This is a genomic window from Metabacillus sp. FJAT-52054 (assembly GCF_037201815.1).
Taxonomy (GTDB): Bacteria; Bacillota; Bacilli; order Bacillales; family Bacillaceae; genus Metabacillus_B; species Metabacillus_B sediminis.
Genome location: NZ_CP147407.1, coordinates 3,585,425 through 3,607,711, shown reverse-complemented (window position 1 = coordinate 3,607,711; position 22,287 = coordinate 3,585,425). Strand labels below are relative to the sequence as shown.

At 37.9% G+C, this 22,287-nt stretch carries 23 protein-coding genes; 16 read left to right on the top strand and 7 right to left on the bottom strand.

Annotation, left to right across the window (positions count from 1 at the left end; genetic code table 11):
• Positions 1 to 21: 21 nt before the first annotated feature.
• The 12 genes from fliW (at position 22) to WCV65_RS18715 (ending at position 11,748) form a co-directional block, all read left to right on the top strand.
• Positions 22 to 441 (top strand): flagellar assembly protein FliW, encoded by a 420-nt coding sequence (gene fliW, locus WCV65_RS18770; RefSeq protein ID WP_338778611.1) that lies wholly within the window; start codon positions 22 to 24, stop codon positions 439 to 441.
• Positions 442 to 453: 12 nt separating this feature from the next.
• The gene (gene csrA / locus WCV65_RS18765; protein WP_035404800.1) at positions 454 to 672 is read left to right on the top strand and encodes a carbon storage regulator CsrA; all 219 of its coding nucleotides are present in this window, start codon (positions 454 to 456) and stop codon (positions 670 to 672) included.
• A gap of 173 nt (positions 673 to 845) precedes the next feature.
• Complete coding sequence (locus WCV65_RS18760; RefSeq protein ID WP_338778608.1) at positions 846 to 2,087, top strand: flagellin; 1,242 nt, start codon at positions 846 to 848, stop codon at positions 2,085 to 2,087.
• Positions 2,088 to 2,179: 92 nt separating this feature from the next.
• A complete protein-coding gene (locus WCV65_RS18755; protein WP_338778606.1) occupies positions 2,180 to 3,997 on the top strand; it encodes a 6-hydroxymethylpterin diphosphokinase MptE-like protein in 1,818 nt (605 codons plus the stop codon).
• Positions 3,994 to 4,995, top strand: coding sequence for an NAD-dependent 4,6-dehydratase LegB (locus WCV65_RS18750; RefSeq protein ID WP_338778604.1), 1,002 nt, complete (start codon positions 3,994 to 3,996; stop codon positions 4,993 to 4,995). The genes WCV65_RS18755 and WCV65_RS18750 overlap by 4 nt, the downstream gene beginning before the upstream one ends.
• Before the next feature lie 20 nt (positions 4,996 to 5,015).
• Positions 5,016 to 6,155, top strand: coding sequence for a LegC family aminotransferase (locus tag WCV65_RS18745; protein WP_338778602.1), 1,140 nt, complete (start codon positions 5,016 to 5,018; stop codon positions 6,153 to 6,155).
• A complete protein-coding gene (neuC, locus tag WCV65_RS18740) occupies positions 6,155 to 7,285 on the top strand; it encodes a UDP-N-acetylglucosamine 2-epimerase (protein ID WP_338778600.1) in 1,131 nt (376 codons plus the stop codon). Before WCV65_RS18745 ends, neuC begins: the two co-directional genes overlap by 1 nt.
• On the top strand, positions 7,282 to 8,352 hold the full coding sequence (neuB, locus tag WCV65_RS18735) for an N-acetylneuraminate synthase (RefSeq protein ID WP_338778598.1): 1,071 nt from the start codon (positions 7,282 to 7,284) through the stop codon (positions 8,350 to 8,352). The genes neuC and neuB overlap by 4 nt, the downstream gene beginning before the upstream one ends.
• A gap of 2 nt (positions 8,353 to 8,354) precedes the next feature.
• Positions 8,355 to 8,990 (top strand): acetyltransferase, encoded by a 636-nt coding sequence (locus WCV65_RS18730; protein WP_338778596.1) that lies wholly within the window; start codon positions 8,355 to 8,357, stop codon positions 8,988 to 8,990.
• The gene (locus WCV65_RS18725; protein WP_338778594.1) at positions 8,987 to 10,039 is read left to right on the top strand and encodes a nucleotidyltransferase family protein; all 1,053 of its coding nucleotides are present in this window, start codon (positions 8,987 to 8,989) and stop codon (positions 10,037 to 10,039) included. Before WCV65_RS18730 ends, WCV65_RS18725 begins: the two co-directional genes overlap by 4 nt.
• A gap of 29 nt (positions 10,040 to 10,068) precedes the next feature.
• Positions 10,069 to 10,755: an acylneuraminate cytidylyltransferase family protein gene (locus WCV65_RS18720; protein WP_338778592.1), complete on the top strand. Its 687-nt coding sequence runs from the start codon at positions 10,069 to 10,071 to the stop codon at positions 10,753 to 10,755.
• 594 nt (positions 10,756 to 11,349) lie between these two features.
• Entirely contained in the window at positions 11,350 to 11,748 is a 399-nt protein-coding gene (locus WCV65_RS18715) for a hypothetical protein (protein ID WP_338778590.1), read from the top strand.
• 215 nt (positions 11,749 to 11,963) lie between these two features.
• On the opposite strand, the gene WCV65_RS18710 is transcribed toward WCV65_RS18715, so the two are convergent.
• From WCV65_RS18710 to WCV65_RS18685, 6 genes are all read right to left on the bottom strand, one after another.
• Positions 11,964 to 12,299: a hypothetical protein gene (locus tag WCV65_RS18710; protein WP_338778588.1), complete on the bottom strand. Its 336-nt coding sequence runs from the start codon at positions 12,297 to 12,299 to the stop codon at positions 11,964 to 11,966.
• A 16-nt stretch (positions 12,300 to 12,315) separates the two neighbouring features.
• On the bottom strand, positions 12,316 to 14,271 hold the full coding sequence (locus tag WCV65_RS18705; RefSeq protein WP_338778586.1) for a DUF6792 domain-containing protein: 1,956 nt from the start codon (positions 14,269 to 14,271) through the stop codon (positions 12,316 to 12,318).
• A gap of 4 nt (positions 14,272 to 14,275) precedes the next feature.
• Positions 14,276 to 14,872 (bottom strand): hypothetical protein, encoded by a 597-nt coding sequence (locus WCV65_RS18700; protein WP_338778584.1) that lies wholly within the window; start codon positions 14,870 to 14,872, stop codon positions 14,276 to 14,278.
• A 352-nt stretch (positions 14,873 to 15,224) separates the two neighbouring features.
• Complete coding sequence (locus WCV65_RS18695; protein ID WP_338778582.1) at positions 15,225 to 15,791, bottom strand: hypothetical protein; 567 nt, start codon at positions 15,789 to 15,791, stop codon at positions 15,225 to 15,227.
• Positions 15,792 to 15,892: 101 nt separating this feature from the next.
• A complete protein-coding gene (locus tag WCV65_RS18690; RefSeq protein WP_338778580.1) occupies positions 15,893 to 16,522 on the bottom strand; it encodes a hypothetical protein in 630 nt (209 codons plus the stop codon).
• Between the two features lie 12 nt (positions 16,523 to 16,534).
• Positions 16,535 to 17,158: a hypothetical protein gene (locus WCV65_RS18685; protein ID WP_338778579.1), complete on the bottom strand. Its 624-nt coding sequence runs from the start codon at positions 17,156 to 17,158 to the stop codon at positions 16,535 to 16,537.
• 313 nt (positions 17,159 to 17,471) lie between these two features.
• On the opposite strand from WCV65_RS18685, the gene WCV65_RS18680 reads away from it, so the two are divergent.
• Complete coding sequence (locus WCV65_RS18680) at positions 17,472 to 17,912, top strand: cell wall hydrolase (protein WP_338778577.1); 441 nt, start codon at positions 17,472 to 17,474, stop codon at positions 17,910 to 17,912.
• Between the two features lie 116 nt (positions 17,913 to 18,028).
• Here the strand turns inward: WCV65_RS18680 and WCV65_RS18675 are convergent, their stop codons facing one another.
• Positions 18,029 to 18,439: a VOC family protein gene (locus WCV65_RS18675; RefSeq protein ID WP_338778575.1), complete on the bottom strand. Its 411-nt coding sequence runs from the start codon at positions 18,437 to 18,439 to the stop codon at positions 18,029 to 18,031.
• A 210-nt stretch (positions 18,440 to 18,649) separates the two neighbouring features.
• On the opposite strand from WCV65_RS18675, the gene WCV65_RS18670 reads away from it, so the two are divergent.
• The 3 genes from WCV65_RS18670 (at position 18,650) to WCV65_RS18660 (ending at position 21,432) form a co-directional block, all read left to right on the top strand.
• Positions 18,650 to 20,023, top strand: coding sequence for an acyclic terpene utilization AtuA family protein (locus WCV65_RS18670; protein ID WP_338778573.1), 1,374 nt, complete (start codon positions 18,650 to 18,652; stop codon positions 20,021 to 20,023).
• Positions 20,007 to 20,318: a DUF4387 domain-containing protein gene (locus WCV65_RS18665; RefSeq protein ID WP_035404779.1), complete on the top strand. Its 312-nt coding sequence runs from the start codon at positions 20,007 to 20,009 to the stop codon at positions 20,316 to 20,318. The genes WCV65_RS18670 and WCV65_RS18665 overlap by 17 nt, the downstream gene beginning before the upstream one ends.
• 712 nt (positions 20,319 to 21,030) lie before the next feature.
• Positions 21,031 to 21,432 carry a hypothetical protein gene (locus WCV65_RS18660; RefSeq protein ID WP_338778570.1) on the top strand — a complete coding sequence of 134 codons (402 nt, stop codon included), beginning with the start codon at positions 21,031 to 21,033 and terminating at the stop codon, positions 21,430 to 21,432.
• Positions 21,433 to 22,287 lie beyond the last annotated feature (855 nt).

Here is a 22,287-nt window from a genome sequence, read left to right as displayed (position 1 = left end):
TGAAAAAAGAGGTGGGACAACATGCTAAACACAAAATATCATGGAGAAGTAAAAGTTGATGACTCTCAAATTCTAAAATTTGAAGCAGGCATCCCTGGATTTGCATCGGAAAAAGAGTTTATCATTCTTCCATTAGAAGAAGGCTCTCCCTTCTTAATTCTGCAATCTGCCGCAACAGCTGAGCTTGCATTCGTCGTAACAAACCCTTTTCTATTTTTCAAAGACTACGAGTTTGACCTGGACGAAAATATAGTGGAAGCATTAAAAATCGAAGACGTCAATCAAGTTCAAATCATGGTCATCCTGACTGTTCAAGATCCATTCGAAAAATCAACGGCCAACCTGCAAGGGCCCATCATCGTAAACGAACAAACGAAACAGGCCAAACAAGTCATCCTGAACCACCCATCCTACAAAACCAAGCACAGCATCGTGCAATAGGGAGGCAGGAACATGCTCGTACTAACCAGAAAACTAAACGAAGCCATCCAGATCGGCGAAGACATTGAAATCACCGTCGTAAGCATCCAAGACGGACAAGTCAAATTAGGAATCAATGCCCCAAAAAACATCGACATCCACCGGAAAGAAATATACTTATCAATCCAGGAAGAAAACAGCAGCGCTGCCTCTGTTTCTCTGGATTTGCTGAAAAACCTTAAGAAATCTTAAACCTTGAGAAAAGCACTCAAGGTTTTTTATTTTTTTCCAAAAAACTATTAAACCCTGCAAAGGAATGTCGATATAAGATATGTAACAAGCAGTAAATAAAGGCGGCCGACTTTAAACACTGCTTAAAATAACCACATGGATGTGGAACCGAAAATCAGGGAGGAAATTTAATAATGAGAATTAATCATAATATTGCTGCTCTTAACACTTACCGTCAATTAAATAGTGCTACAACTGCTCAAGGGAAATCAATGGAGAAATTATCCTCAGGACTTCGAATTAACCGTGCTGGAGATGACGCAGCTGGCCTAGCAATCTCTGAAAAAATGCGTGGGCAGGTTCGTGGTCTTGATCAAGCTGCTCGTAACTCTCAGGATGGTATCTCTTTAATTCAAACTGCTGAGGGTGCTTTGAATGAAACTCATGACATTCTTCAACGTATGCGCGAGCTATCTGTTCAAGCCTCTAATGATACAAATACTGATGGCGATAGAAGTAATATACAAGATGAAATGACTCAATTAACAAAAGAGATTGATCGTATTGCTGAAACTACTCAATTTAATACGAAAAATTTATTAGATGGATCTCTAGGAAAAGCAGTTAACACGGCTGAAGCAAATGTAAACACAAGTTCAGTATTCAAAAATTCTGCTGGAGCTGCTATATCAGCTGATACTACCTTATTAAGTAACCTTAAAGATTCAAATGGCAATAGCTTAGGTATTGCTAAAGGTGATAAGATTCAAGTATCATATGTTGAAGACGGTACAACTAAATCCGTTGAAGTAGCAGTAGCATCAACAACTGATATTGCATCTTTAGCTGCTGCAATTACAGATGGTACAGTTACAATTTCTGCTGGTAAAATAGTTGTTACTGCTAGTACAGCTGGTACAGCTACTGCTGTCAATGGTATTACTATGTCTGTTAAAGATACAAACGGTAATGTACGTGCTGCTGCTACGAATGCATTATCTAGTTTTTCCGAAACAACTTCTGCTAAAAATGTTCGTACTGATGGAAGTGCTACTTTCCAAATCGGTGCAAATACTAATCAAAATCTAAACTTGGATATTGAAGCTATGACTACTTCTTCCTTAGGTGTTAAAGGATTGCAGTTGCAAACCCAAACCCAAGCCAATACTGCAATGAAGGTCATTGATACAGCTATTCAAAAGGTTTCTACTGAGCGTTCGAAATTAGGATCTGTACAGAATCGTTTGGAGCATACCATCAATAATTTAAATACCTCTTCAGAGAACCTTACCGCTGCAGAATCTCGAGTTCGCGACGTAGATATGGCTAAAGAAATGATGAATCAAACTAAAAATTCAATTCTTTCTCAAGCAGCTCAAGCCATGTTAGCTCAAGCAAATCAGCAACCTCAAGGGGTACTGCAACTTTTAAGATAATAGTTAAAATATAAAAATAAATTCCCCCATGAACTTTGGGGGATTTATTTTTAATTAAGCCTATAATTAACAAGATAGTGAGGAGATGCATCATGGAATTACTGGAAAAAAATATAGATATTTTAACCCAAAACCCTATTCATTGGATAGGTGAGTATAAAAGGGGAAATCAACAAAGTCTTTTAGAAATGGATTTAAATCAAAATCAAAAAAATACATCAAGTAAGAGTCTCTTGTTATTTGATAAAAAACAAAGACCAAATGCTTTGAAGAAGGAACTAATATTTGCAATAGGGATTAATTCATTGCAGGAAATTAAAGTACTGTTTCAAACCATGAGCAAAGAGTCAGTAATAATTATAATTGAACCTAGTAGAACCTTTTTTGATTCTGTACTTAATAATAAGGATCTATCTATTTTAAAATCACAGAATATAATTCTTTTTGCTGATGATTTGACTAACCTTCCTCTTTTCCTAGACCATATATTCTCTACAAATCTTATATACCTTGTAAAGAATATTCGATTTTATTTAACCCATTATTATAGAGAATTCAATGTAAAAGTGAGTACTGAAATAGTTAAAGAAGTAAAGTCAACTGTAAAATACAAAGCTTTAACCTATGGTAATTCAATACAAGATAGCTTGACAGGTTTTAAGCAAAACATGAAAAATATTAAGCATTTGATAGTTTCTAAAAATGTAGCAAAATTACAAGATATATTTAAAAATGTACCTGCCATTATTGTAGCAGCTGGACCATCATTAAATAAAAATATAAAGCAAATAAAAAATATGAAATCTCGAGTAATAATAATTGCTGTTGACACTATCGCAGAAAAATTAATAGACGAGGGAATAATACCAGACTTTGTATGTTCTATTGAACGAGAAAAAGAAACTTATGATTATTTTTATAAAAATAAAAGATTTCCAAAAGAAGTAAATTTGGTTGGCCCTCTGTTACTTTATCCACCTATTTTTGATGAATTTAAAGGTAATAAAATTATTCCAATGAGAGAAAATGTAGGAGAATATATTTGGTTGAGAGAAACACTTGGGCTTTTTGGACAAAATTCAGTTAGTCTTGGGCTATCATGTGCACACGTTGCTTTTGGTTTTGCTGAACATATAGGAGCCTCTCCAATAATTCTAGTAGGTCAAGATTTGGCTTTTGATAGTTCAAATGGTAATTCACATGCTGGGGGGACTATATACGATAATAAGGTATTCGCAAATAATGTATTTTCAAATGTAAATGAGATAAACGTGGAAGGTTATGATGGTGGAACCGTTCCATCTACAGATATATGGGTAAGTTTCAAGAAATGGTTTGAAAAAGAAATAGTAGACAAAGAATTATTTGTAATAAATGCTACTGAAGGAGGGGCAAAAATAGAAAATACTCTTCAAATGAAATTGATAGAAGTAATTGAAAAATATTGTTCAGAACCAGTTGTTGTTAGTGATAAAATAGATTCTGTTGAAAATTATCCTATATCGCTGAAAACTATGAAAACAGTGCTTAATGATCAAAGAAATATATTGGATCAACTTAAGAGGGAATTTGATAATCAGTATCTTAAAATAAATAGATTGAAAATTAATAAAAAATCCACCGAAAAGGAATTAATGAAAAATTTATCTGTTTTGCAAGAAACAGATAATTATTTTCAGCAGGTAAATAATAATTGGTTATTGAGACATAATTTACAACCAGTTTTATTAACCTCGTTATGGGATCTAAATAGTATTGAACAGGTACTTTCTGTAGAAAATTTAAAGAAGAATAAAGAAATTCAATTAGGATTTCTAGAAGCAAGTATTTTCGTTTTAAAAGAATTATATTCAATAATAGAAAATAGCTTAATTGAAATGAAAGTAAACAACGGAGTTGAAAAAGAGTGAATGACAGAATTCTTATAACTGGAGCAGACGGATTTATTGGCTCTCATTTAACAGAAGAACTTGTGAGACAGGGATATAGTGTTCGGGCCTTTGTCTACTACAATTCATTTAATTCATGGGGTTGGCTGGATTCTGCAGAAAGTGATGTGAAAAAAAATCTTGATGTGTTTGCAGGAGATATTCGTGATCCTTATGGAGTCAAAACAGCGATGCAAGGCTGCGACACAGTCTTGCATTTAGCTTCGTTAATTGCAATTCCTTATTCCTATCACTCTCCTGAAACGTATATCGATACGAATATTAAAGGTACTCTAAATGTACTTCAGGCGGCTCGGGAACTGAATGTATCTAAAGTGGTTCATACCTCAACAAGTGAGGTGTACGGAACAGCATTATATGTGCCGATTGATGAAGATCACCCACTCCAAGGGCAATCCCCATATTCTGCATCCAAAATCGGTGCGGATCAGATGGCCTTGTCGTTCTATCGTTCGTTTGAAACTCCGGTCTCTGTTATTCGACCATTCAATACGTATGGACCAAGACAATCCGCTAGGGCTGTTATTCCTACCATTATTGCTCAGCTTGCCAATGGTTCGAATAAAATTAAACTTGGTGCGATTCATCCAACTCGTGATTTTAGCTTTATAAAAGATACGGTTGGTGGCTTTATCGCAACAATGAATTCTAAAAAATCAATTGGTGACGTCGTTAATATTGGGAGCAATTACGAAATATCAATTGGAGAAACCGCTCAATTAATTGCTGAAGTGATGGGGGTGTCTTTAGAAATTGAAACGGATGATCAACGACTCCGTCCAGAGAAGAGTGAAGTGGACAGACTTTGGGCTGAAAATAAGAAGGCGAAGGAATTACTAGGTTGGGAACCTTTATATGGAGATAAAGAAGGATTCAAGAGAGGTTTAAAAGAAACGGCAGAGTGGTTCTCAAAACCCGTGAATTTAAAACAATATAAGGCAGATGTGTATAACATATGATGAATCAATGGCGGGATATAATGGAAACAATTAAAACTTGGGCTCCCGAGCAAGACATTATTCCTCTTCATGAACCGCTTTTTATTGGTAATGAAAAAAAATATGTATTAGATTGCATTGAGTCTGGCTGGGTTTCTTCAGTTGGAAAATATGTGGATGAATTTGAGCGGAACCTTGCAGAGTTCACAGGAGTTAAGCGAGCTGTAGCCGTAGTAAATGGTACAGCGGCGCTTCATATTGCCCTAAAACTTGCAGGTGTTAAAACGGATGATGAGGTAATGATTCCATCATTAACATTTGTAGCAACAGCAAACGCCGTTATTTACGAAAATGCTAATCCGCATTTTGTTGATGTGGACCAGCGAACGTTAGGTATTGATCCCAAAAAATTGAGAGAGTATTTAACAAACATCACTCAGATTAAAGATGGTAAATGTGTAAATAAGAGGACTGGTCGAGTTATAAGCGCTATCGTTCCTATGCATACATTTGGTCATCCAGTTTCAATAGATGAATTAAAAAAGGTAACGGATGAATTTTATATTGCAATAGTTGAGGATGCGGCAGAGTCATTAGGTTCCTATTATAAAGGAATACACACTGGAAATTTTGGTAAAGTGGCGGCTGTAAGTTTTAATGGAAACAAAACAATCACCACAGGTGGCGGAGGGGCAATATTGACGAATGATGATGAAGTAGCTAATCGCGCAAAACATTTAACTACTACAGCTAAAGTCCCTCACCGATGGGAGTATACGCATGATGAAATTGGCTATAACTATCGAATGCCTAACATCAACGCTGCACTTGGAGTGGCCCAATTAGAGCAATTACCCAGCTACCTCAAACAAAAACGCCAATTAGCTGAAAAGTATAAATTGTTATTTTCATGTATGGATGGAGTCAAATTTTATGAAGAGCCAGAGTACGGTCAAAGTAATTACTGGTTACAAACGATAATCCTCGATCCGAATGTGCATGATCGCAATCAAGTGTTAGAGCTTCTAAATAAGCACGGGATTATGTCCCGCCCAATCTGGATGCCTTTACACGAACTGATACCATTTCAATCTTGTCCACAGATGAATTTATCAGCCACAGAGCAATTGAAGAACTCAGTAATTAATATACCAAGTAGTCCTTATTTGGGAGAACTTTGATGAAGAAGCAAAAAGTGTGTATAGTAACTGGAACTAGAGCAGAGTATGGTTTATTAACTCCACTGATGAGAAGAATTAAGAATTATCATAACTTTGATCTTCAAATAGTTGCAACAGGAATGCACCTATCCCCTGAGTTTGGCTTAACTTATAAGAATATAGAAGAAGACGGCTTTAATATTAATGAGAAAGTTGAGATGCTCCTTTCGTCAGATACTCCATCAGGGGTGGTTAAATCAATGGGTATAGGTACTATAGGATTTGCAGACGTATTTACCAAACTTCGACCAGATCTCTTAATAATCCTTGGTGATCGTTTTGAAATGCTAGCTGCTGCACAAACTGCTCTGATATTTGGACTGCCAATAGCCCATATTCACGGTGGGGAGCAAACATTTGGGGCATATGATGATGCAATAAGGCATTCTATAACTAAAATGGCAACTTTCCATTTCACTAGTTCAGAATCACACAGGCAAAGAGTAATCCAATTAGGAGAAAATCCGAGTAAAGTATGGAATGTTGGTGCTCTCGGAATAGAAAATATTACCAAAATGCTTTTGCTGTCAAAAAAAGAGCTATACAGTCAACTTTCTATCCGTAACGATCAACCTTACTTCTTAATAACCTATCATCCAGAAACCGCAGGTGAAACAGATGGAATTCATTCCATTCTTGCTGCATTACAGGAATTAAGAGATTACAATTTAATATTTACTAAGTCCAATGCAGACAATGGTGGAAGGTTAATAAATGAAAAAATAAAGGACTATATATCATCTAATCCCAATGCTCATTTATTTGACTCCTTAGGGCAGTTGAGATACTTGAGTGCGGTTAAACACGCTGAAGCAGTTATTGGTAACTCTTCCAGTGGACTAATTGAAGTGCCATACTTGAATACTCCAACTGTTAATTGTGGAGGGCGGCAATCTGGAAGAGAATGTCCTTCTTCAGTTTTCCATACTGAACTAGATGTGCATAGAATTTCTCTAACAATAAAGGCCGCATTACAGTATAAGGGACCTTATGATCAAATTTATGGAGATGGCAAAACATCTGAAAAAATCATAAATTGTTTAAAGGGATTCCAATCCTTTTCTATTAAAAAGGAGTTTTATAATCTATGATTAAGCAAACGACTATCATCGCCGAAGCAGGCGTGAATCATAATGGTTCTTTAAAAATGGCTTTCCAATTGGTTGATGCAGCTGCCGAAGCTGGAGCAGATGCAATAAAGTTTCAAACGTTTCAGGCAGATCAATTAGTTACTAAGGAGGCAAAGCAAGCTGCTTATCAGGAAAAGAATATGGGCGAAACGATGTCGCAATATGAGATGCTAAAAAAATTGGAGCTATCAAACGATGAGTTTGTTCAGATCCAAAATTATTGTCAAAAGAGGAGCATTACATTCCTTTCTACACCTTTTGATTTAAAAAGTGTGGATTTTTTAATACAAACTCTTGGATTAGAAACAATTAAAATTCCATCAGGAGAATTAAGTAATGCCCCTTATCTTTATAGAATCGCTTCTTACAATGTGAAAATAATTTTATCAACAGGAATGGCCACGATGGAAGAGATTCATCATGCACTTGCATTCATTTCCTATGGTCTTGCTAAAAAGGCACCTGTTACACTAGACTCCGTAAATAGTTTTTATAAAACGAAAGAAGCAAAAATGCTTTTACAAGAATACGTAACAATTCTCCATTGCACAACTGAATACCCAACCCCTATTAAAGATATTAATTTAGCATCAATTGATTATTTAAGATCTGAAACCGGTCTGCAAGCAGGGCTTTCAGATCATTCAGCAGGCATTATTGTTCCTATTGCAGCAGTGGCGAGAGGAGCTGTTTTAATTGAAAAACACTTCACATTAAACAAACAGTTGTCTGGACCGGACCATAAAGCGTCTTTAGAACCGTGTGAATTAAAAGAGATGATTCAAAGTATTCGTCAAGTTGAAATAGCCATAGGAACTTTGGGGAAAAATCCAAGTCAAATCGAATTGGAAAATAAAAAAGTTGCCAGGAAAAGTTTAGTAGCCTGTAAGCTTATTAATGAAGGAGAGGAATTTACGGCAGACAATATTACCGTAAAAAGGCCGGGAAGTGGTATTTCTCCAACATTGTACTGGGATTATGTCGGGAAAAAGGCGACGAAAGATTACAAAGAGGATGAGTTGATTTAATCTTGCGAGAAAAAAAGCCCATTATTATTATCGGAAATGGTGGCCATTCTAAAGTTCTAACTGAGATATTACAGTTAAACCAATGTGAAATTATTGGATTCACGTCCCCTAAGAATGAAGAAAATGTCTATAACCTCTCGTTTCTCGGCAATGATTCAATTGTATATAATTATTCTCAAGAAAATATTCTGCTTGTTAATGCGATTGGTTCAACTCAATTACCCGTTTTAAGAAAGAAAATCTTTCAAAAATTCTCTAAAGCAGGTTATAAATTTGCACAGGTAGTACATCCAAGTGCAATTGTATCTTCTTATTCGCTTTTAGGGGAAGGAGCTCAAATATTAGCAGGAGTAGTCATTCAACCTTTTGCTGAAGTAGCCGATAATACTATTGTAAACACAGCAGCCAGTATTGATCACGATTGCAGGATCGGTGCTCATTGTCATATAGCACCAGGTGCAGTTCTATCTGGAAATGTACTAATTGGACAGGGGTCTCATATAGGTACAGGATCAATCATTATTCAAGGAATAAAGGTTGGTGAGCAAGTGCTGGTAGGAGCAGGGTCATTAATACTCAAAGACGTGAACGATCAAGCTGTTGTTTACGGTACTCCTGCTAAGGAAGTGAGAAAATGAAAGATTGGAACCACGTTGCAGTCTCTCCATATACAACTATTCTTCAAACTATGGAAGTAATTGATCGCTCGTCCCTTCAATTTTCTGTTGTAACGGATGAAGAGGGTCGTCTGCTTGGTACAGTAACAGACGGTGATATTCGCCGGGGATTGTTGAATGGCTTACCTTTATCCACTACGATCAACTTAGTAATGAATCAGAAGCCAACTTATGCTTATGCCTATGAATATCAAGTGTATAAATGTAAACTGTTGGAGGTTAAAGGAGTTCAACAGCTGCCAATAGTGGATCAAGACAAAAAAATTCAGCATATTTTATTTTCAAAAGAAGAAACCCATATTGAACCGAAAGATAATATGGTCATCCTAATGGCTGGTGGTTTAGGAACAAGATTGAAGCCGTTAACTGATAATCTGCCTAAGCCAATGCTGAGAGTTGGAACAAAACCCATCCTAGAAACAATAATAGAGGGCTTTAAACAACACGGGTTTACTAACTTTGCATTCTCCGTTAATTATAAAAAAGAATTGATTAAAAGTTATTTTCAAAATGGCGAGCATTTGGGTGTATCTATATCTTATATTGATGAACATGAGAGATTAGGTACTGCTGGAGCCCTTTCACTATTACCGACAAGACCGAACAAGCCATTCATTGTAATGAATGGTGATTTGCTGACAAAAATTAATTACAATCAACTGTTAGAATTTCATAATGATACCTGTTCAGATGCCACTATGTGTGTCAGAGAATACGAATATCAAATTCCATACGGGGTAATTCAAACTGAGAATCATAGACTGCAGTCCATTGAAGAAAAGCCAATGCACCGCAGCTTTGTTAATGCAGGAATTTACGTGTTAAATCCGGATGTTCTAAATTATGTCCCGCACAAAACATTTTTTGACATGCCAGAGCTTTTTAAAATTGCAATGGAACAAAACCACAATGTGTCTGCTTTTCCGTTAAGAGAATACTGGATGGATATTGGGCAAGTCCATGACTATGATAAAGCGAATCAAGATTTCCTATCAATTTTTCAAAATTAAGTTTTTAGAGTACTATTGAGGGTGATCATTTGATACAAACTAAAAAGGTACTGGCTATCATTCCAGCGAGGGGTGGCTCCAAAGGAGTACCCAGAAAAAACATTAGACCTTTAGCTGGAAAACCATTAATTGCATGGAGCATTGAAGAAGCAAAAAAATCGAAATATATTGATTTTTTAATGCTCTCATCAGAAGATGACGAAATTATAGAATCAGCAAGACAATATGGCTGCAATGTTCCTTTTAAAAGACCAAAGGAATTAGCTGATGATGAAACACCTGGAATTGATCCTATATTACACGCTATAGAACAACTCCCTGAATATGATTTAGTAGTGGTTTTACAGCCAACAAGCCCTATGAGGAGCGTAAATGATATAGATCAATGCATTGAACAAGTTATTGCAAAATGCGCACCAGCATGTGTTTCTGTAACAGAGCCAGATAAGTCTCCTTATTGGATGTATACAATTAATGATGGGGGATTAATGAAACCGTTAATACCACAAGATTCTCAAACAGTACGCAGGCAAGATCTTCCTAATGTTTATGCTTTAAACGGTGCTGTTTATGTGGCTGAGATAAAGTGGTTAAGACAGTGTAAATCATTCTTAAGTGATAAAACCATCGCTTATAATATGTCGAAGAATCGGTCAGTGGATATAGATACTTTAGAAGACTTTGAGTATTGTCGATATTTATTACAGAAAAGCTAACTTGCCTTATAAAGTTTTTGCAAAGTAAAACCGGCTCTATAATTGAGGCGGTTTTTTCAATGGCAAATTGTTAGTTGGTGAGAAGAGAATATTAGCTATATCGTAACCAATCAGCATCCTTCATTAACCGTGCTGAAATCCCTATAACTAATTTATCTTTAAAGAAATCCGTTCTGATGGCTATGTCGTTCATACTCTGGAGGCAGCCCTCTGGTGTCTGGCAATCCTTCATTATTTGAAGAAGCTATTATTTTAAGGGCAGTCAAACTGGGTGATGATACAGATACTGCGGCCTCTATTACAGACAGGTACAATGGCAGGCATTATATATAAAATTGAGGGACACCTGTCCTAACACATGGATGCCATATCCGCTGAATGGATGGATTCTATTGCAAGAAAAGAGGATATTGACAATCTTTTATCCAGGTTCTTCGATTTTTGTGCAGAGAAGGCGGTTAAAGAGGAGTATGAAGAGTAATTGCCAAAGGAGCAATATAAATGGATAAAACTAAAATTGCTATAGACATTAGAGGTACCGTAATTGATTAATTCTTAACCTAACGATGCTTTTTCTGCACTATGAGGTTATCCATGAGAAATGGTATTAGAGCATTATATAATGATTTAGAATTTGAAGTAATAATACATGATCAAATGAAATTTGAATTATTCACCAAGGATCCTTCGGCAGCGAGTCTAGGATTTGTTATAGATTCTACGGGTCACTATTGCAAAAACGTAAGAAGAGATGATATAACGTCTATTTATCGAGGTAGATACATAGCAATCTATAAAGGTCTGGAATTTCCGATATTTAAAGAAGAAAATAACAAAATACTATTAGGTAGCGGAACAGCTGGACCAAACATTATAGAAAAATATGGATTTATTCAAGTAGAACGGTTTGAATATGAGAACTGGGTTGAAAAAAATGAAATAGAAAAGATCATTGAAATTAAAAAACCTATGTGGGGATTTTCCTCACCTTAAATAAGGGGCTGTACAGAAAGTCAATTTCCACTGATTTTCTGGCGCCCTCATTTTATAGGATATAGTGCCAACTCTCTCATAGACTATAACAAAATCATCGTAGCCATGATAGACAGAAGGAAAAATCTGATCAAGCACGTCAAATATCAAACAATTAGTGGACTTAGCTCAATTAAAAAAAGACTGCACAATACAAACACAGTCTTCCAACTCCTTTAAACAAACGCCACCGCTTCCTTATCCTCTTCATAATAAATCGTCGTCATCTGCCGATTCATGCTGTTGATGAAGCTGCTATATTGGTAGGCCAGAGCGGTCATAGAGGCTTTTTGCTGGGAAATGGCATCCTCTTGCATTTTTTGGTGCTGCTGGATTTTTTCGCTTATTTTATCGACGAGTTCGCCTGATTGGGCATCCATTTCGGTTTGAACGGTTTGGGTGAGTTTTGTCCCGGCTGCGTTTAGTTCATCAAGTAAACTCTGGAAGGTCCCGGCTTTATGGGTAAGATCCTGTTCCGGCACAAGCTGATGCAGGAAAGACAGCTGCGGCATTTTCATCCCTCTTCTCTTAAATTAGCTTAAACATTGAGGCTACTTTTTGATCTTCTTGAAAGAATTTTTCAACAGAATTTTTAATTTGATTGATTTGTTTGACTCCTGCTTCCTGTTCGGTTTCATGGTAGTGGAATAGCTCTTGGAAGGTTGCAGTGTTGGCGGGAGGAATCGGGTAAATGGTTTCCTGGACATCAATTTTTGTTACTTTGTAAACCGTAGTGCTGTATCCAAGCCTGCTTTGGGCCCAGGCCGTATCAGACTCTGTTGAGGCAATCGCCTTCATCAGCGTACCTTTTCTTTGTGCATAATCATCTGTATACTCTCGATGGTACGCTTCTTTTACCTGCTTAAGAAGGTTATTCTTTTCCTCATAAATGTTTAGGCCTTCCTTATAAAGGCGGAGGGCAGAGGAAAGGTTAATCATAATTGGTTTGCCGCCGACCATTTTCACTTTGAACATATCATCGCCTTCATATGAGAATCCTTCTATAGAAAGTGCACTGATTACGGCATCCATAAGGTGAGCTTCCGTTGCCATTCCGAACTTTTCCATTAGTTCTTCAAGAATCGTCTTAATGGAACCAAACCCGGCCTTAAATTCATTGAACTCGGTTTTAATGATGTCCGATGTGTTCATTAATACCTCGATCTGCTTTAAAAATCCTTTAAGGTCTCCATTTCGAAGCTTCTCTAAAGTGGCCACATCCCCAATGTTTTCGATCGCAGCCTGCATCGTCTCCAGGTTGTCGACCATCCCGTCTATGACCGATTCAATTTTTTCTCTTTCTTCAGCAGAAACGGTTCCGACAATTGATAATAAGGCAGGCAATTCATCCTTCAGACTTGTCACCTTATCAATCATCAGCCCGACATGATCCTTCATTGCAACAAGCGTTTTCGCAACGGTTATCGCATTCTCTGCACGTTCGACAGGGTTTAGAGTAGTAAGGTCAAGATCTTTAAGCGTTTCAATAGATTGGTCCCAAAACTTCTTATCGAAGCCAGTCACCCCGAAAACAATGCCGTCAATTCCATCCTTTTGGTAATATGGCGCGATCTCTGCCAGCTTCTTTTGAATGACTGCGAGGTCCTCATCGGATACGTTATCAAGCACATCTTTAAGTCCATCAAAATCCGGATTTGTCTCAATTATTTTACGATCTCCGAAAAATAAGAAGCCTCTAAAACCAGATATGGCAAAGAGAATCTCATCTGCAGATGTTGTGTGGTGGATGTTTTTACCACGTTCTTTGTAGTAGTCGGTGGCGAATTTTTCGAGATCGGCGCTTGGGATTGAGTAGATTTCGTCAAATTCGAAAGCTGAAATTCCGAAATGCTGTGCTATATGACGTCTAAATCTTGTATCTATATATGCTAGCTGATAAGCACTGGGAGGAGCATCATTAAATGTATAAACTTCTTTAAAGGAACCTGAATTGAGCTGGAGCATCTGAATTAAATTCCCGCCTAAAGAATGACCGATTCCGTAATTATCCAGTTTTGTTAATCCTTCTTTTGAAGTTTTTGCTGTTATTTCACTATTCACTTCTTTTGCAAATTTCTTTGCATCGTCAAATTGTGTCTTGTTTTTGCCAGTATAAATGCCAAAGACATTATATAGCCAATCCAGAGGTTTTCCTTCACCATTATCTTCCCCCATTTCACTTCCTCTGGTAAGGGTATAGGATTGATTGATTCCTTTTTCCGGATCATAAAAGTGGATGACTGTCCCATCAAAACCTGAATCAGTGATAGACTGATATCTTTTTGTTCCGGAATGATAGATATCAATATTTGCCGGAGGAGGATTTCCGGTTTCTTCAATATAAATTTGCCTGATTTTTTCTTGGAAGTTAGCTATATCCTCATCAGTCGGGTTTTTAGGTATACTATATTCCATTTTGGCAATTCTCGCCCGCAGCATTTCGGTAGATAATATCTCTGAATTCGTACTCTTTTTGTCTGTCATACTTTCACTCCTGTTTAAAGGAAACAGATTTCATAACTTTAGTTGCTTCTTTTTCAAAGATATTTTCTTTTGACATACAGCTTTTATCCTCTTTTTGACACGTTACCGTATATACAATCCGCACAGCTTGATCACTTTTGTCGGCTTTAATAAAGCTTAAGTAAGTGTAGGTTGTAGCTTTTTCAATATCCATGGTGTCTTTCGCAAAATAGTTTGTTTTCCCATTTTCTTTTGACTCATTATATGTTCCTTTATAATCAATAGATGAGGATAACAGACTTAAATTGGGTTCAACTTTTTGAGTGTTTGATTTGTTTTCATACGTAATTTGAGTGTCAATAACAGCTCCATCTATTTCCGAACCATATAAAATGGACTCATACTCGTTACCGTGCTTTTCATTGCCGAAGTTATCTGAAATGACAGCATCTTTTGGAAATAGCATGGTATATCCATTCGTCTTGGACTTAAATTCAAAATAACCTTTTTCCACTTCTTTTGGGGATGTCAGATAGCCTTTAGTGAAGTCGTCCTTCAATGCGGCTGGCTGAGGTGTATTCGTTTCTCCTTGAACCTGTTTATCATTTTGATTTCCTTCCATTCCGCAGCCTCCAATAACTAATAAACTTATAAGTACAAAAATACCGCAATAAAATTTCAATAATAAGCCCCCTCAAATGTCACAAATCTCTACATCTAATTACTACCACATATTCCCACTGTGCAACAATCTAAAACAGGAAATTGGGTATTTTTGAATCGGTTGTCACAGGTGTTTAGACTTATTTGTTTCGAGGTTTAATAAAGGAAGTAGGTTTATAGTCTTGAGGAGGTGAGGATCTGGGAGCGATGAAAAATAAAAAATTTGTATAAAATGGTAAAGGTACTCGAACTTTTCAGATGAACTTTTCTCTAATTCTATCCTTATTACTACTGTTCAAAGTGGACGGACGTCATAACTTTAATGCAGCATTCTCTAAATCTTCCACATTTGATTGACAGCTTTGGTCGTTTTTCTTGCATCTTGTGTTAAAAATGAACTCAACAGCTTGATTGCTGTTTCCAGCTTTGATAAAGCTGAGATAGACGTAAGCATTCGAATTTTTTAATTCTGATGTCTTTTTGGCAAAATAGATGGTTTTTCCTTTTGCAGGAATCTTTTTGTAGGTTCCATCATAGCCTGCCGACACAGACAGTAATCGCTGCTTTTCTTCAATGTCTCTGGTGCTTGGTTTATTTTCGTATGTAATGCGGGTGCTTATTGACGCCCCTTTTAGATTATAGCCATACACAATCGACTCAAATTTATTCTCTCGCTTTTCGTTGCCGAAATCCTCAGAGATTATTGCATCACTTGGAAATAGCATGGTATATCCATCCGTCTGGGACTTAAATTCAAAATAACCTTTTTCCACTTCTTTTGGGGATGTCAGATAGCCTTTAGTGAAGTCGTCCTTCAATGCAGATGGTTGGGGCGTATTCGTTTCTCCTTGAACCTGTTTCTCGTTTTGATTTGCCATTCCGCAGCCTCCCATAATGGAAAAGGCAAACAATACCCCTACTAAAACAGGAATGCTTTTTTTTAACTTCACCTTGAACACCCTCTCAATGTAAACCCGTCTTATTTAAATGTTACAGATTTCATGATTTTCAGAGCGGTTTTTTCTTGAATTGATTCCTCTGATGGGCAGGCTTTATCTGACTTTTCGCAGGCTGCATTGTAAATGAATTCCACAGCCTGATGATCTCCTTCAGATTTAATAAAGCTGAAGAAGGTATAGCTGATTGCTCCATCTATTTCAGATCGTTCTTTGGCATAATAAATCCGTTTGTCTTTTTCTTTAAATTCTTTATATTCGCCTGTGTATCCAACTGCTGTAGAGAGCAAATCCAGATTGGATTCAATGTCCTGTGTTTGCGGTTTGTTTTCAAACGTTGCGTCTGCCATGATGTCAGCATCTTTTCGTTCTGCTCCATAAACAATGGTCTCATAAAAGGTTTCTCTTGTTTCATTAAATTCCTTGGAGATGACTGCATCCGCAGGGAAAAGCATCGTATACGCGCCTGTTTTTGACTCAAAGAGATAAAAGTCCTTTTCAACTTCTTTTGAAGTAGTTAAGTAATCTTTTGTAAATTCATCGTTTAATGCAGCTGTGTTGGCTTCAGGGACAGCTGCTGGCTGATTGCTTATTTCGCAGCCGCCTAGAGTAAGAAGTAAGGCGGCTGCAGAATATCGGAGTGTATTTCTCACATTTCAGCCTCCTTATTCGCTAAAAGTGAAGGAATTCATTATTTTCATTGCTGAATCCTTATGATTTTCTTCCTTGTTTTGGCAGGCGGTTTCTTCTTTTTTGCATGTTGCTCCATAAATGAAATGAACTGCCTGATTTGTTTTTTTCGCTTTGATATATCCAACGTATATGTAGGTTAGATAATCGTCGGTTTTATCGGTTTCTTCACCTTTATAGAGGATGATTTCTTTGCTCTCTGATTCTGAATAGGGTCCATCATAGCCTGAAGAAGAAGATAACAAGTCGAGGTTTTCTTCTATATGTGCTGTAAGCGGTTTGTTTTCATAAATAATTTGAGTATCCACATCTGCCTGATCGATTTCTGCTCCATAAATGATGGCTTCATAAAAATCCTCGTCCCTTTCATTTCCGAAGTCTTTCGATATAACAGCCTGCACGGGAAGGAGCATGGTGTACCCGCCCGTCTTAGATTTAAACCGATAGTACCCTTTCTCCACTTCTTTAGAAGAAGTTAAATAGCTTTTTGTAAAATCATCCTTTAATGCTGCTGTACTGGGTTCTGCAGGCTTCTTTTCGTTTTGGCATCCGCCAATTACTAAGAAACCGAGGGTGATGTATATTAACAACAGTCTCAAGTGAACGGCCTCCTGTTCAATGGAATTTTACGGAACGGATCAATTTGAGTTGGAGGATTCGTTCAAACGGCAGCCTGCTATTACAGATTAAGTTAGTAGGATTAACAAAGTTTTATGTAGTTTCATAAATTCCTCCAAGACAGGTTCATACATTTATAGTAAAGGTAAAATTTACCTCAAGCAAATTCTAGGCTAGAATTTTAGTGGTAGATTTGCGCAGAGCGATATAAGAGTATTGGATAGACAAATCCGTCCAGCCGCTATTCAGACATCATTCCATAATCCCTTCATAAACTATCCTGAGGTGAAAAAAATGCCCAGAGTGAAATACACAGATGCCGATGTTGCCTTGATGGCAAGGATGATGAGAGCGGAGGCGGAAGGGGAAGGCCAGCAGGGGATGCTGTATGTGGGGAATGTCATTGTAAACCGCGCAAAAGCCAGCTGCTCGGATTTTAAAAATGTCCGAACGATCCGGCAGGTCATTTTCCAGGTGCAAGGCGGGAACTATTCTTTTGAGGCTGTTCAAAAAGGAAATGTTTTTTATAACAGGGCGAGGTCAGTGGAAAAAAGACTGGCAAAAAAGAATTTGGATTATTGGCGGGATCATCCGGCCAAGTATGCCCTATGGTATTTTAACCCCTACGCACCATGCCCCCCAACCTGGTACAGCCAGCCGAAATCCGGTCAATTCAAAAAACACTGTTATTACGAACCCAAACCCGGAACCTGTGCCAGTGTGTATAACGGATAATGGCGGTGGGCAGTCGGGCAAAGCTGGCACCTCCAGCCTGATTCACACTTTCTTAAGATGCTGCAAAAAGCCAGCTCCCTTAAAAAAGGCAGCTGGCTTTTCTTTTGCATTTACATTTAGGCCTTCTCAAAATTCAGGTCCCATGTCACACCAAACGGATCCTCAACCTTCGCATATCTTGCTCCCCAGAACGTGTCCTGCAGCTCCATATGTACGGTTCCTTTTTCCGTTAGTTTTGAGTAAATGGCTTGGATTTCTTCTTCGCTTTCCATTTCCAAAACGTGGGTGATATTGGATCCCATTGTGACTGAGCGGTCAGAGGTGGCATCAGATACCATGAAAAATAGCGGTCCTTTTCTAAAGCGCGAATGAAGAATCAGTTCATCGGCTTCTGCTGGAGTAGGGAAGTTTGCCTGGCCGTACGTTTGGACGTCTGAAACTTCTCCTCCGAAAAGTTCCTTGTAATACTCTAGGGCTTCTTTTGCGTTTCCATTGAATGTCAGGTAAGGCGTCGCTTGATGCTTCATTTTAAACACTCCTTTTTATGGTATTCACTCTTTTATTCGTGCTTCTCCTGCTCTTTTCCTTCTTATGGATAAGAACTTTTGTTCGGTTTTCTTTCGACAAAATCACCCTCACCCTTGACTGGAAAAAGAATTACAACTACTATTATTTGTAAGCGATTACATATCATATAGTTATACAGCAGTCTATTACTATATGAGGAGGCCGCCGCTATGGCCGATTTGGTTAGGATTCTTTCACCGTGCGGGATGCTGGGGTACGGATTTCCTGCTTCTTCTTTTCTGAAGGGGCTAGAATATGATTTGCACGGCATCGTTGTTGATGCCGGGTCAACTGATGCCGGGCCGCATAAGCTTGGCGCTGGTGTATCAATTGTCAGCCGAAGGGCAGCGAAAAAGGATCTTGAGCTGCTAATTATTCACGGTCTCCCAAGAAAAATTCCGATTATTATCGGATCTGCAGGCGGAGCGGGAGCGAAGCCGCATCTTGATTGGACGCTTGACATCATTTATGAAATTTTATCCGAACAAAAGCTATCAGCGAAACTCGCCATAATTCCGGCGGACATTCCTCAAAAAACCGTTTTGAATGCAAATAAGCATCATCAAATTCAGCCACTCTCACCAAACATTCCTGCCTTAAACGCAGAAACGATCCTTCAAACCCATTCCATCGTTGCCCAAATGGGGCATGAACCAATTTTAAGTGCATTAGAGAATCGCAGTGACATCATTGTATGCGGACGGGCCTATGATCCGTCACCCTTTGCAGCCATTGGTCTTTTTCATGGAAAAGATCCAGGGCTCAGCTATCACCTTGGAAAAATATTAGAATGCGGGGCTCTTTGTGCCGAGCCTGGGACAACAAAGGATTGTATTCTGGGGACGATTACCGGGGATTCCTTTACTGTCCAATCCCTTAATGCAAAGAGAAAATGCAGTCCCGTCAGTGTTGCCGCCCATACGTTTTACGAAAAAGAGCACCCATATATCCTTCACGGTCCTGGCTTTACTCTCGATTTAGAGCAGTGTTCCTTTATAGAAAAAGAGCCTGGGGTTGTGGAGGTGAAAAACAGCCGGTATCTCCGTTCGGATGAGTATTGGATCAAGCTTGAAGGAGCAAGGAGGGCAGCCTATCGCACCTTCGTCCTTGCGGGGATCCGCGATCCCCTCCTGTTAGGGCAGCTTGAAAGTGTCGAGGAACTTGTGGTCCGGCAGACTGCGGAATATTACTCGGAAATTGATGCGGAAGAATATGAAATCCGGTTTTATCATTACGGAAAAAATGCGGTGCTTGGGCCTCGGGAGCCTGTTCCTTTTTCCGGCCACGAGGTAGGCGTGATGTTTGAGGTGCTGGCGCAAACCCAGGAGCTTGCGAGCAGTATTTGTGCAACGGTCCGGTCTACCTTTTTGCATTACGGCTATGAAAACCGGAAATCTACGGCTGGCAACCTGGCATTCCCGTTTGCGCCGAGTGACATTGAATTCGGGCCGGTTTATGAGTTTTCTATTTATCATTTAATGAAGGCTTCGGGGGATTTCTTTACCGTGCAATATGAGGAGGTCACAGATGGCTGCTCTTTATGAACTGGCAAAAGTGATCCGCAGCAAAAATTCCGGTCCGTTTGAACTGACGCTTGATATTCTGTTCGATTCTGCCAGCACGTACGAAAGAGTAAAGAAATCAGGGAAAGTTACACCTGCTGCCATTTCGAAGCTATACGGTACGGACGAGTCGCAAATCCATCATTTTGTATTTTTTGATCAGGCACTCGGCATTAAAATCACGATGGCGAGGACCGTTTCCTCAGGTACAATCGGCGACAGGGATGTGTACGGAGCCCAGCAGCATGCTCCGCTTTTCTCCATTGAAATCGATTGACCCTTTACAGGTTTACGATCTTAAACGATTCAGATTTTCTACCGTGCACGTACTCTCTGCCTGAAAAGGAGCTGGATTTGGATGTTGCAAGCAACAAATTGTACCCTAATACTTTATTTGAGGCTTAACGCAGCATTTCATGAACGACCAATGGCGCAGTCTACAATGAGGCGTTTGTGCGATGTCCGTTGCTCAAAACCTTCCAAGTGCTGTTAATGACATCGTTCAATAATGCAAATTCCACCGGCATCAAAGAGTAATTTCATTCAGACCAGCTTAAAATCACATCTGAAATGTTTTGTAGATGAGTTGAGCGAGTAAACCACTGATGGCATTTTTAACTGTAAATCAACTTTTTGAATCCAACAGCCTCAAGTTATTTCGAGAGGTATTTAGGCTAGTAATAAGGTACATCTAACAATAAAATGGTTAATTTTGGAATTTGAGATACAAACAATTCATTAGGAAATTGGCTCAATTTAAAGTTAGTAAAATTCCAATAGAAAAGTAAATAAAGGTTGGGAATTTATGTAACTTTTACTAGGGTGTTACGTCAATACTTATAAGATAATATGATCATTCCCGAAAGAAGATTTGGATGGGAATCACAATCAAACAGTTCTCTTGGGGTAAAATGGGTTGTAAGCTTGATGAAATGTTTTGCAGCATTCCCCAAAAACACCAACAAATCAATATACTGGGAGGGTTTTGATTGAAAAAAATTGGAATTATGTCTTTGGTTTGTTTTATTATTTTACTGGCAGGTTGTGATAGCAGTTCCTATGGAAAGAACAATAGTGAGATGCAATTCCTTAATGCTAGTGAAATAAATATAATTTCAACTGAAAATGGCGACTCCTACCTAATCAAAAATAATATTGACAAACAAAATTTTATTAAAATGATAAGTAATTCTGAATACCAAAAGGAAAAACTTGATATTAGAGATCCTGATTATTACATTGAAGTGAATTATAAGGGAAGCATAAAAAAATTAACATTTTGGGCAAGTAAAAAGCCTATTTTTAAAAGTGCAGAAGAAAAAAATGGATATTATTCAATTAATAATCAGGATTATATTAAAGTTTCACATTTATTTAAAGCAAGAAAGTGAGCCTTGAACAAAACTAACCAGAAAGACTGGAATTGGGTTTCGATCAGAGATTTTTACTGATAGGAATTATGTGATGAAGTATATATTTATGGACTTTTATGTGTTCATGGCGGTGTGCTTTTTCAAATCCGCAGCCATGAAGGCAAATCTTAATTCGTTTCCAACCTTATCTTTGCCCCTATCGAACATGGGTTAAAACGCAAATGAGTCTTCATATATACAAACTGGTTTCGCGTCTCATTGAGCGTAAATGGAGCCTGTCTTTTTCCCTTTGAAAGATGCTGTTTGATCTGATTCTTTTGTTATTCTTATTTGCCGTTTTCATATTTAAGTTTGCGTGTCAAAAAATCGGCAAGTCAGTTTCTCAACTTTCCCTTTCAGTTTTTTCTCAATTAAGGAGAGCTCTTCCTTCTAGAGTTCTTAATAATTGTCCTGTTCATTGTCGGAAAAATATCTTTTTCTAACAGTTCATCAAAGAGTTTGATGGACTTCTCCACCAAACGTAAACTTATTGGCGCTGGCTTCGATTTTGATTCCATCATAAAAATCGCTTCGGCATCAATCAGCTTTTTTTGAACCAGTTAACAAACGAAATTAACTTGATCCATGTTATGCTATTTAAACATAAGGGCACCTCTGATGAGGTAACTTTAATTTTATCCGAAGGTGTACTTATTTCCTTTTCAAAATTTATCGAACGTAAAAAATAGAAAGAGAGGCGGCCGCAAACTTATTTGCGGCCGCCTCTCTTATTTACCGGGTTTTGTACAAGCCTTTATCCTGGAATTTTACATTTAATGTATGATATGGACAATAGTGTTTATCTTCATAAATTAATTAGCATGGTGGTCTCTT

Bases quoted from the DNA above. Each gene is read 5' to 3' on its own strand.
- WCV65_RS18675 (WP_338778575.1), bottom strand. From the start codon at position 18,439: ATGAAGCATCAAGCGACGCCTTACCTGACATTCAATGGAAACGCAAAA.
- WCV65_RS18715 (WP_338778590.1), top strand. From the start codon at position 11,350: ATGAGAAATGGTATTAGAGCATTATATAATGATTTAGAATTTGAAGTA.
- WCV65_RS18665 (WP_035404779.1), top strand. From the start codon at position 20,007: ATGGCTGCTCTTTATGAACTGGCAAAAGTGATCCGCAGCAAAAATTCC.
- WCV65_RS18680 (WP_338778577.1), top strand. From the start codon at position 17,472: ATGCCCAGAGTGAAATACACAGATGCCGATGTTGCCTTGATGGCAAGG.
- WCV65_RS18760 (WP_338778608.1), top strand. From the start codon at position 846: ATGAGAATTAATCATAATATTGCTGCTCTTAACACTTACCGTCAATTA.
- WCV65_RS18670 (WP_338778573.1), top strand. From the start codon at position 18,650: ATGGCCGATTTGGTTAGGATTCTTTCACCGTGCGGGATGCTGGGGTAC.
- csrA (WP_035404800.1), top strand. From the start codon at position 454: ATGCTCGTACTAACCAGAAAACTAAACGAAGCCATCCAGATCGGCGAA.
- neuB (WP_338778598.1), top strand. From the start codon at position 7,282: ATGATTAAGCAAACGACTATCATCGCCGAAGCAGGCGTGAATCATAAT.
- neuC (WP_338778600.1), top strand. From the start codon at position 6,155: ATGAAGAAGCAAAAAGTGTGTATAGTAACTGGAACTAGAGCAGAGTAT.
- WCV65_RS18710 (WP_338778588.1), bottom strand. From the start codon at position 12,299: ATGCCGCAGCTGTCTTTCCTGCATCAGCTTGTGCCGGAACAGGATCTT.
- WCV65_RS18725 (WP_338778594.1), top strand. From the start codon at position 8,987: ATGAAAGATTGGAACCACGTTGCAGTCTCTCCATATACAACTATTCTT.
- WCV65_RS18755 (WP_338778606.1), top strand. From the start codon at position 2,180: ATGGAATTACTGGAAAAAAATATAGATATTTTAACCCAAAACCCTATT.
- WCV65_RS18700 (WP_338778584.1), bottom strand. From the start codon at position 14,872: ATGGAAGGAAATCAAAATGATAAACAGGTTCAAGGAGAAACGAATACA.
- WCV65_RS18745 (WP_338778602.1), top strand. From the start codon at position 5,016: ATGGAAACAATTAAAACTTGGGCTCCCGAGCAAGACATTATTCCTCTT.
- WCV65_RS18705 (WP_338778586.1), bottom strand. From the start codon at position 14,271: ATGACAGACAAAAAGAGTACGAATTCAGAGATATTATCTACCGAAATG.
- WCV65_RS18695 (WP_338778582.1), bottom strand. From the start codon at position 15,791: ATGGCAAATCAAAACGAGAAACAGGTTCAAGGAGAAACGAATACGCCC.
- fliW (WP_338778611.1), top strand. From the start codon at position 22: ATGCTAAACACAAAATATCATGGAGAAGTAAAAGTTGATGACTCTCAA.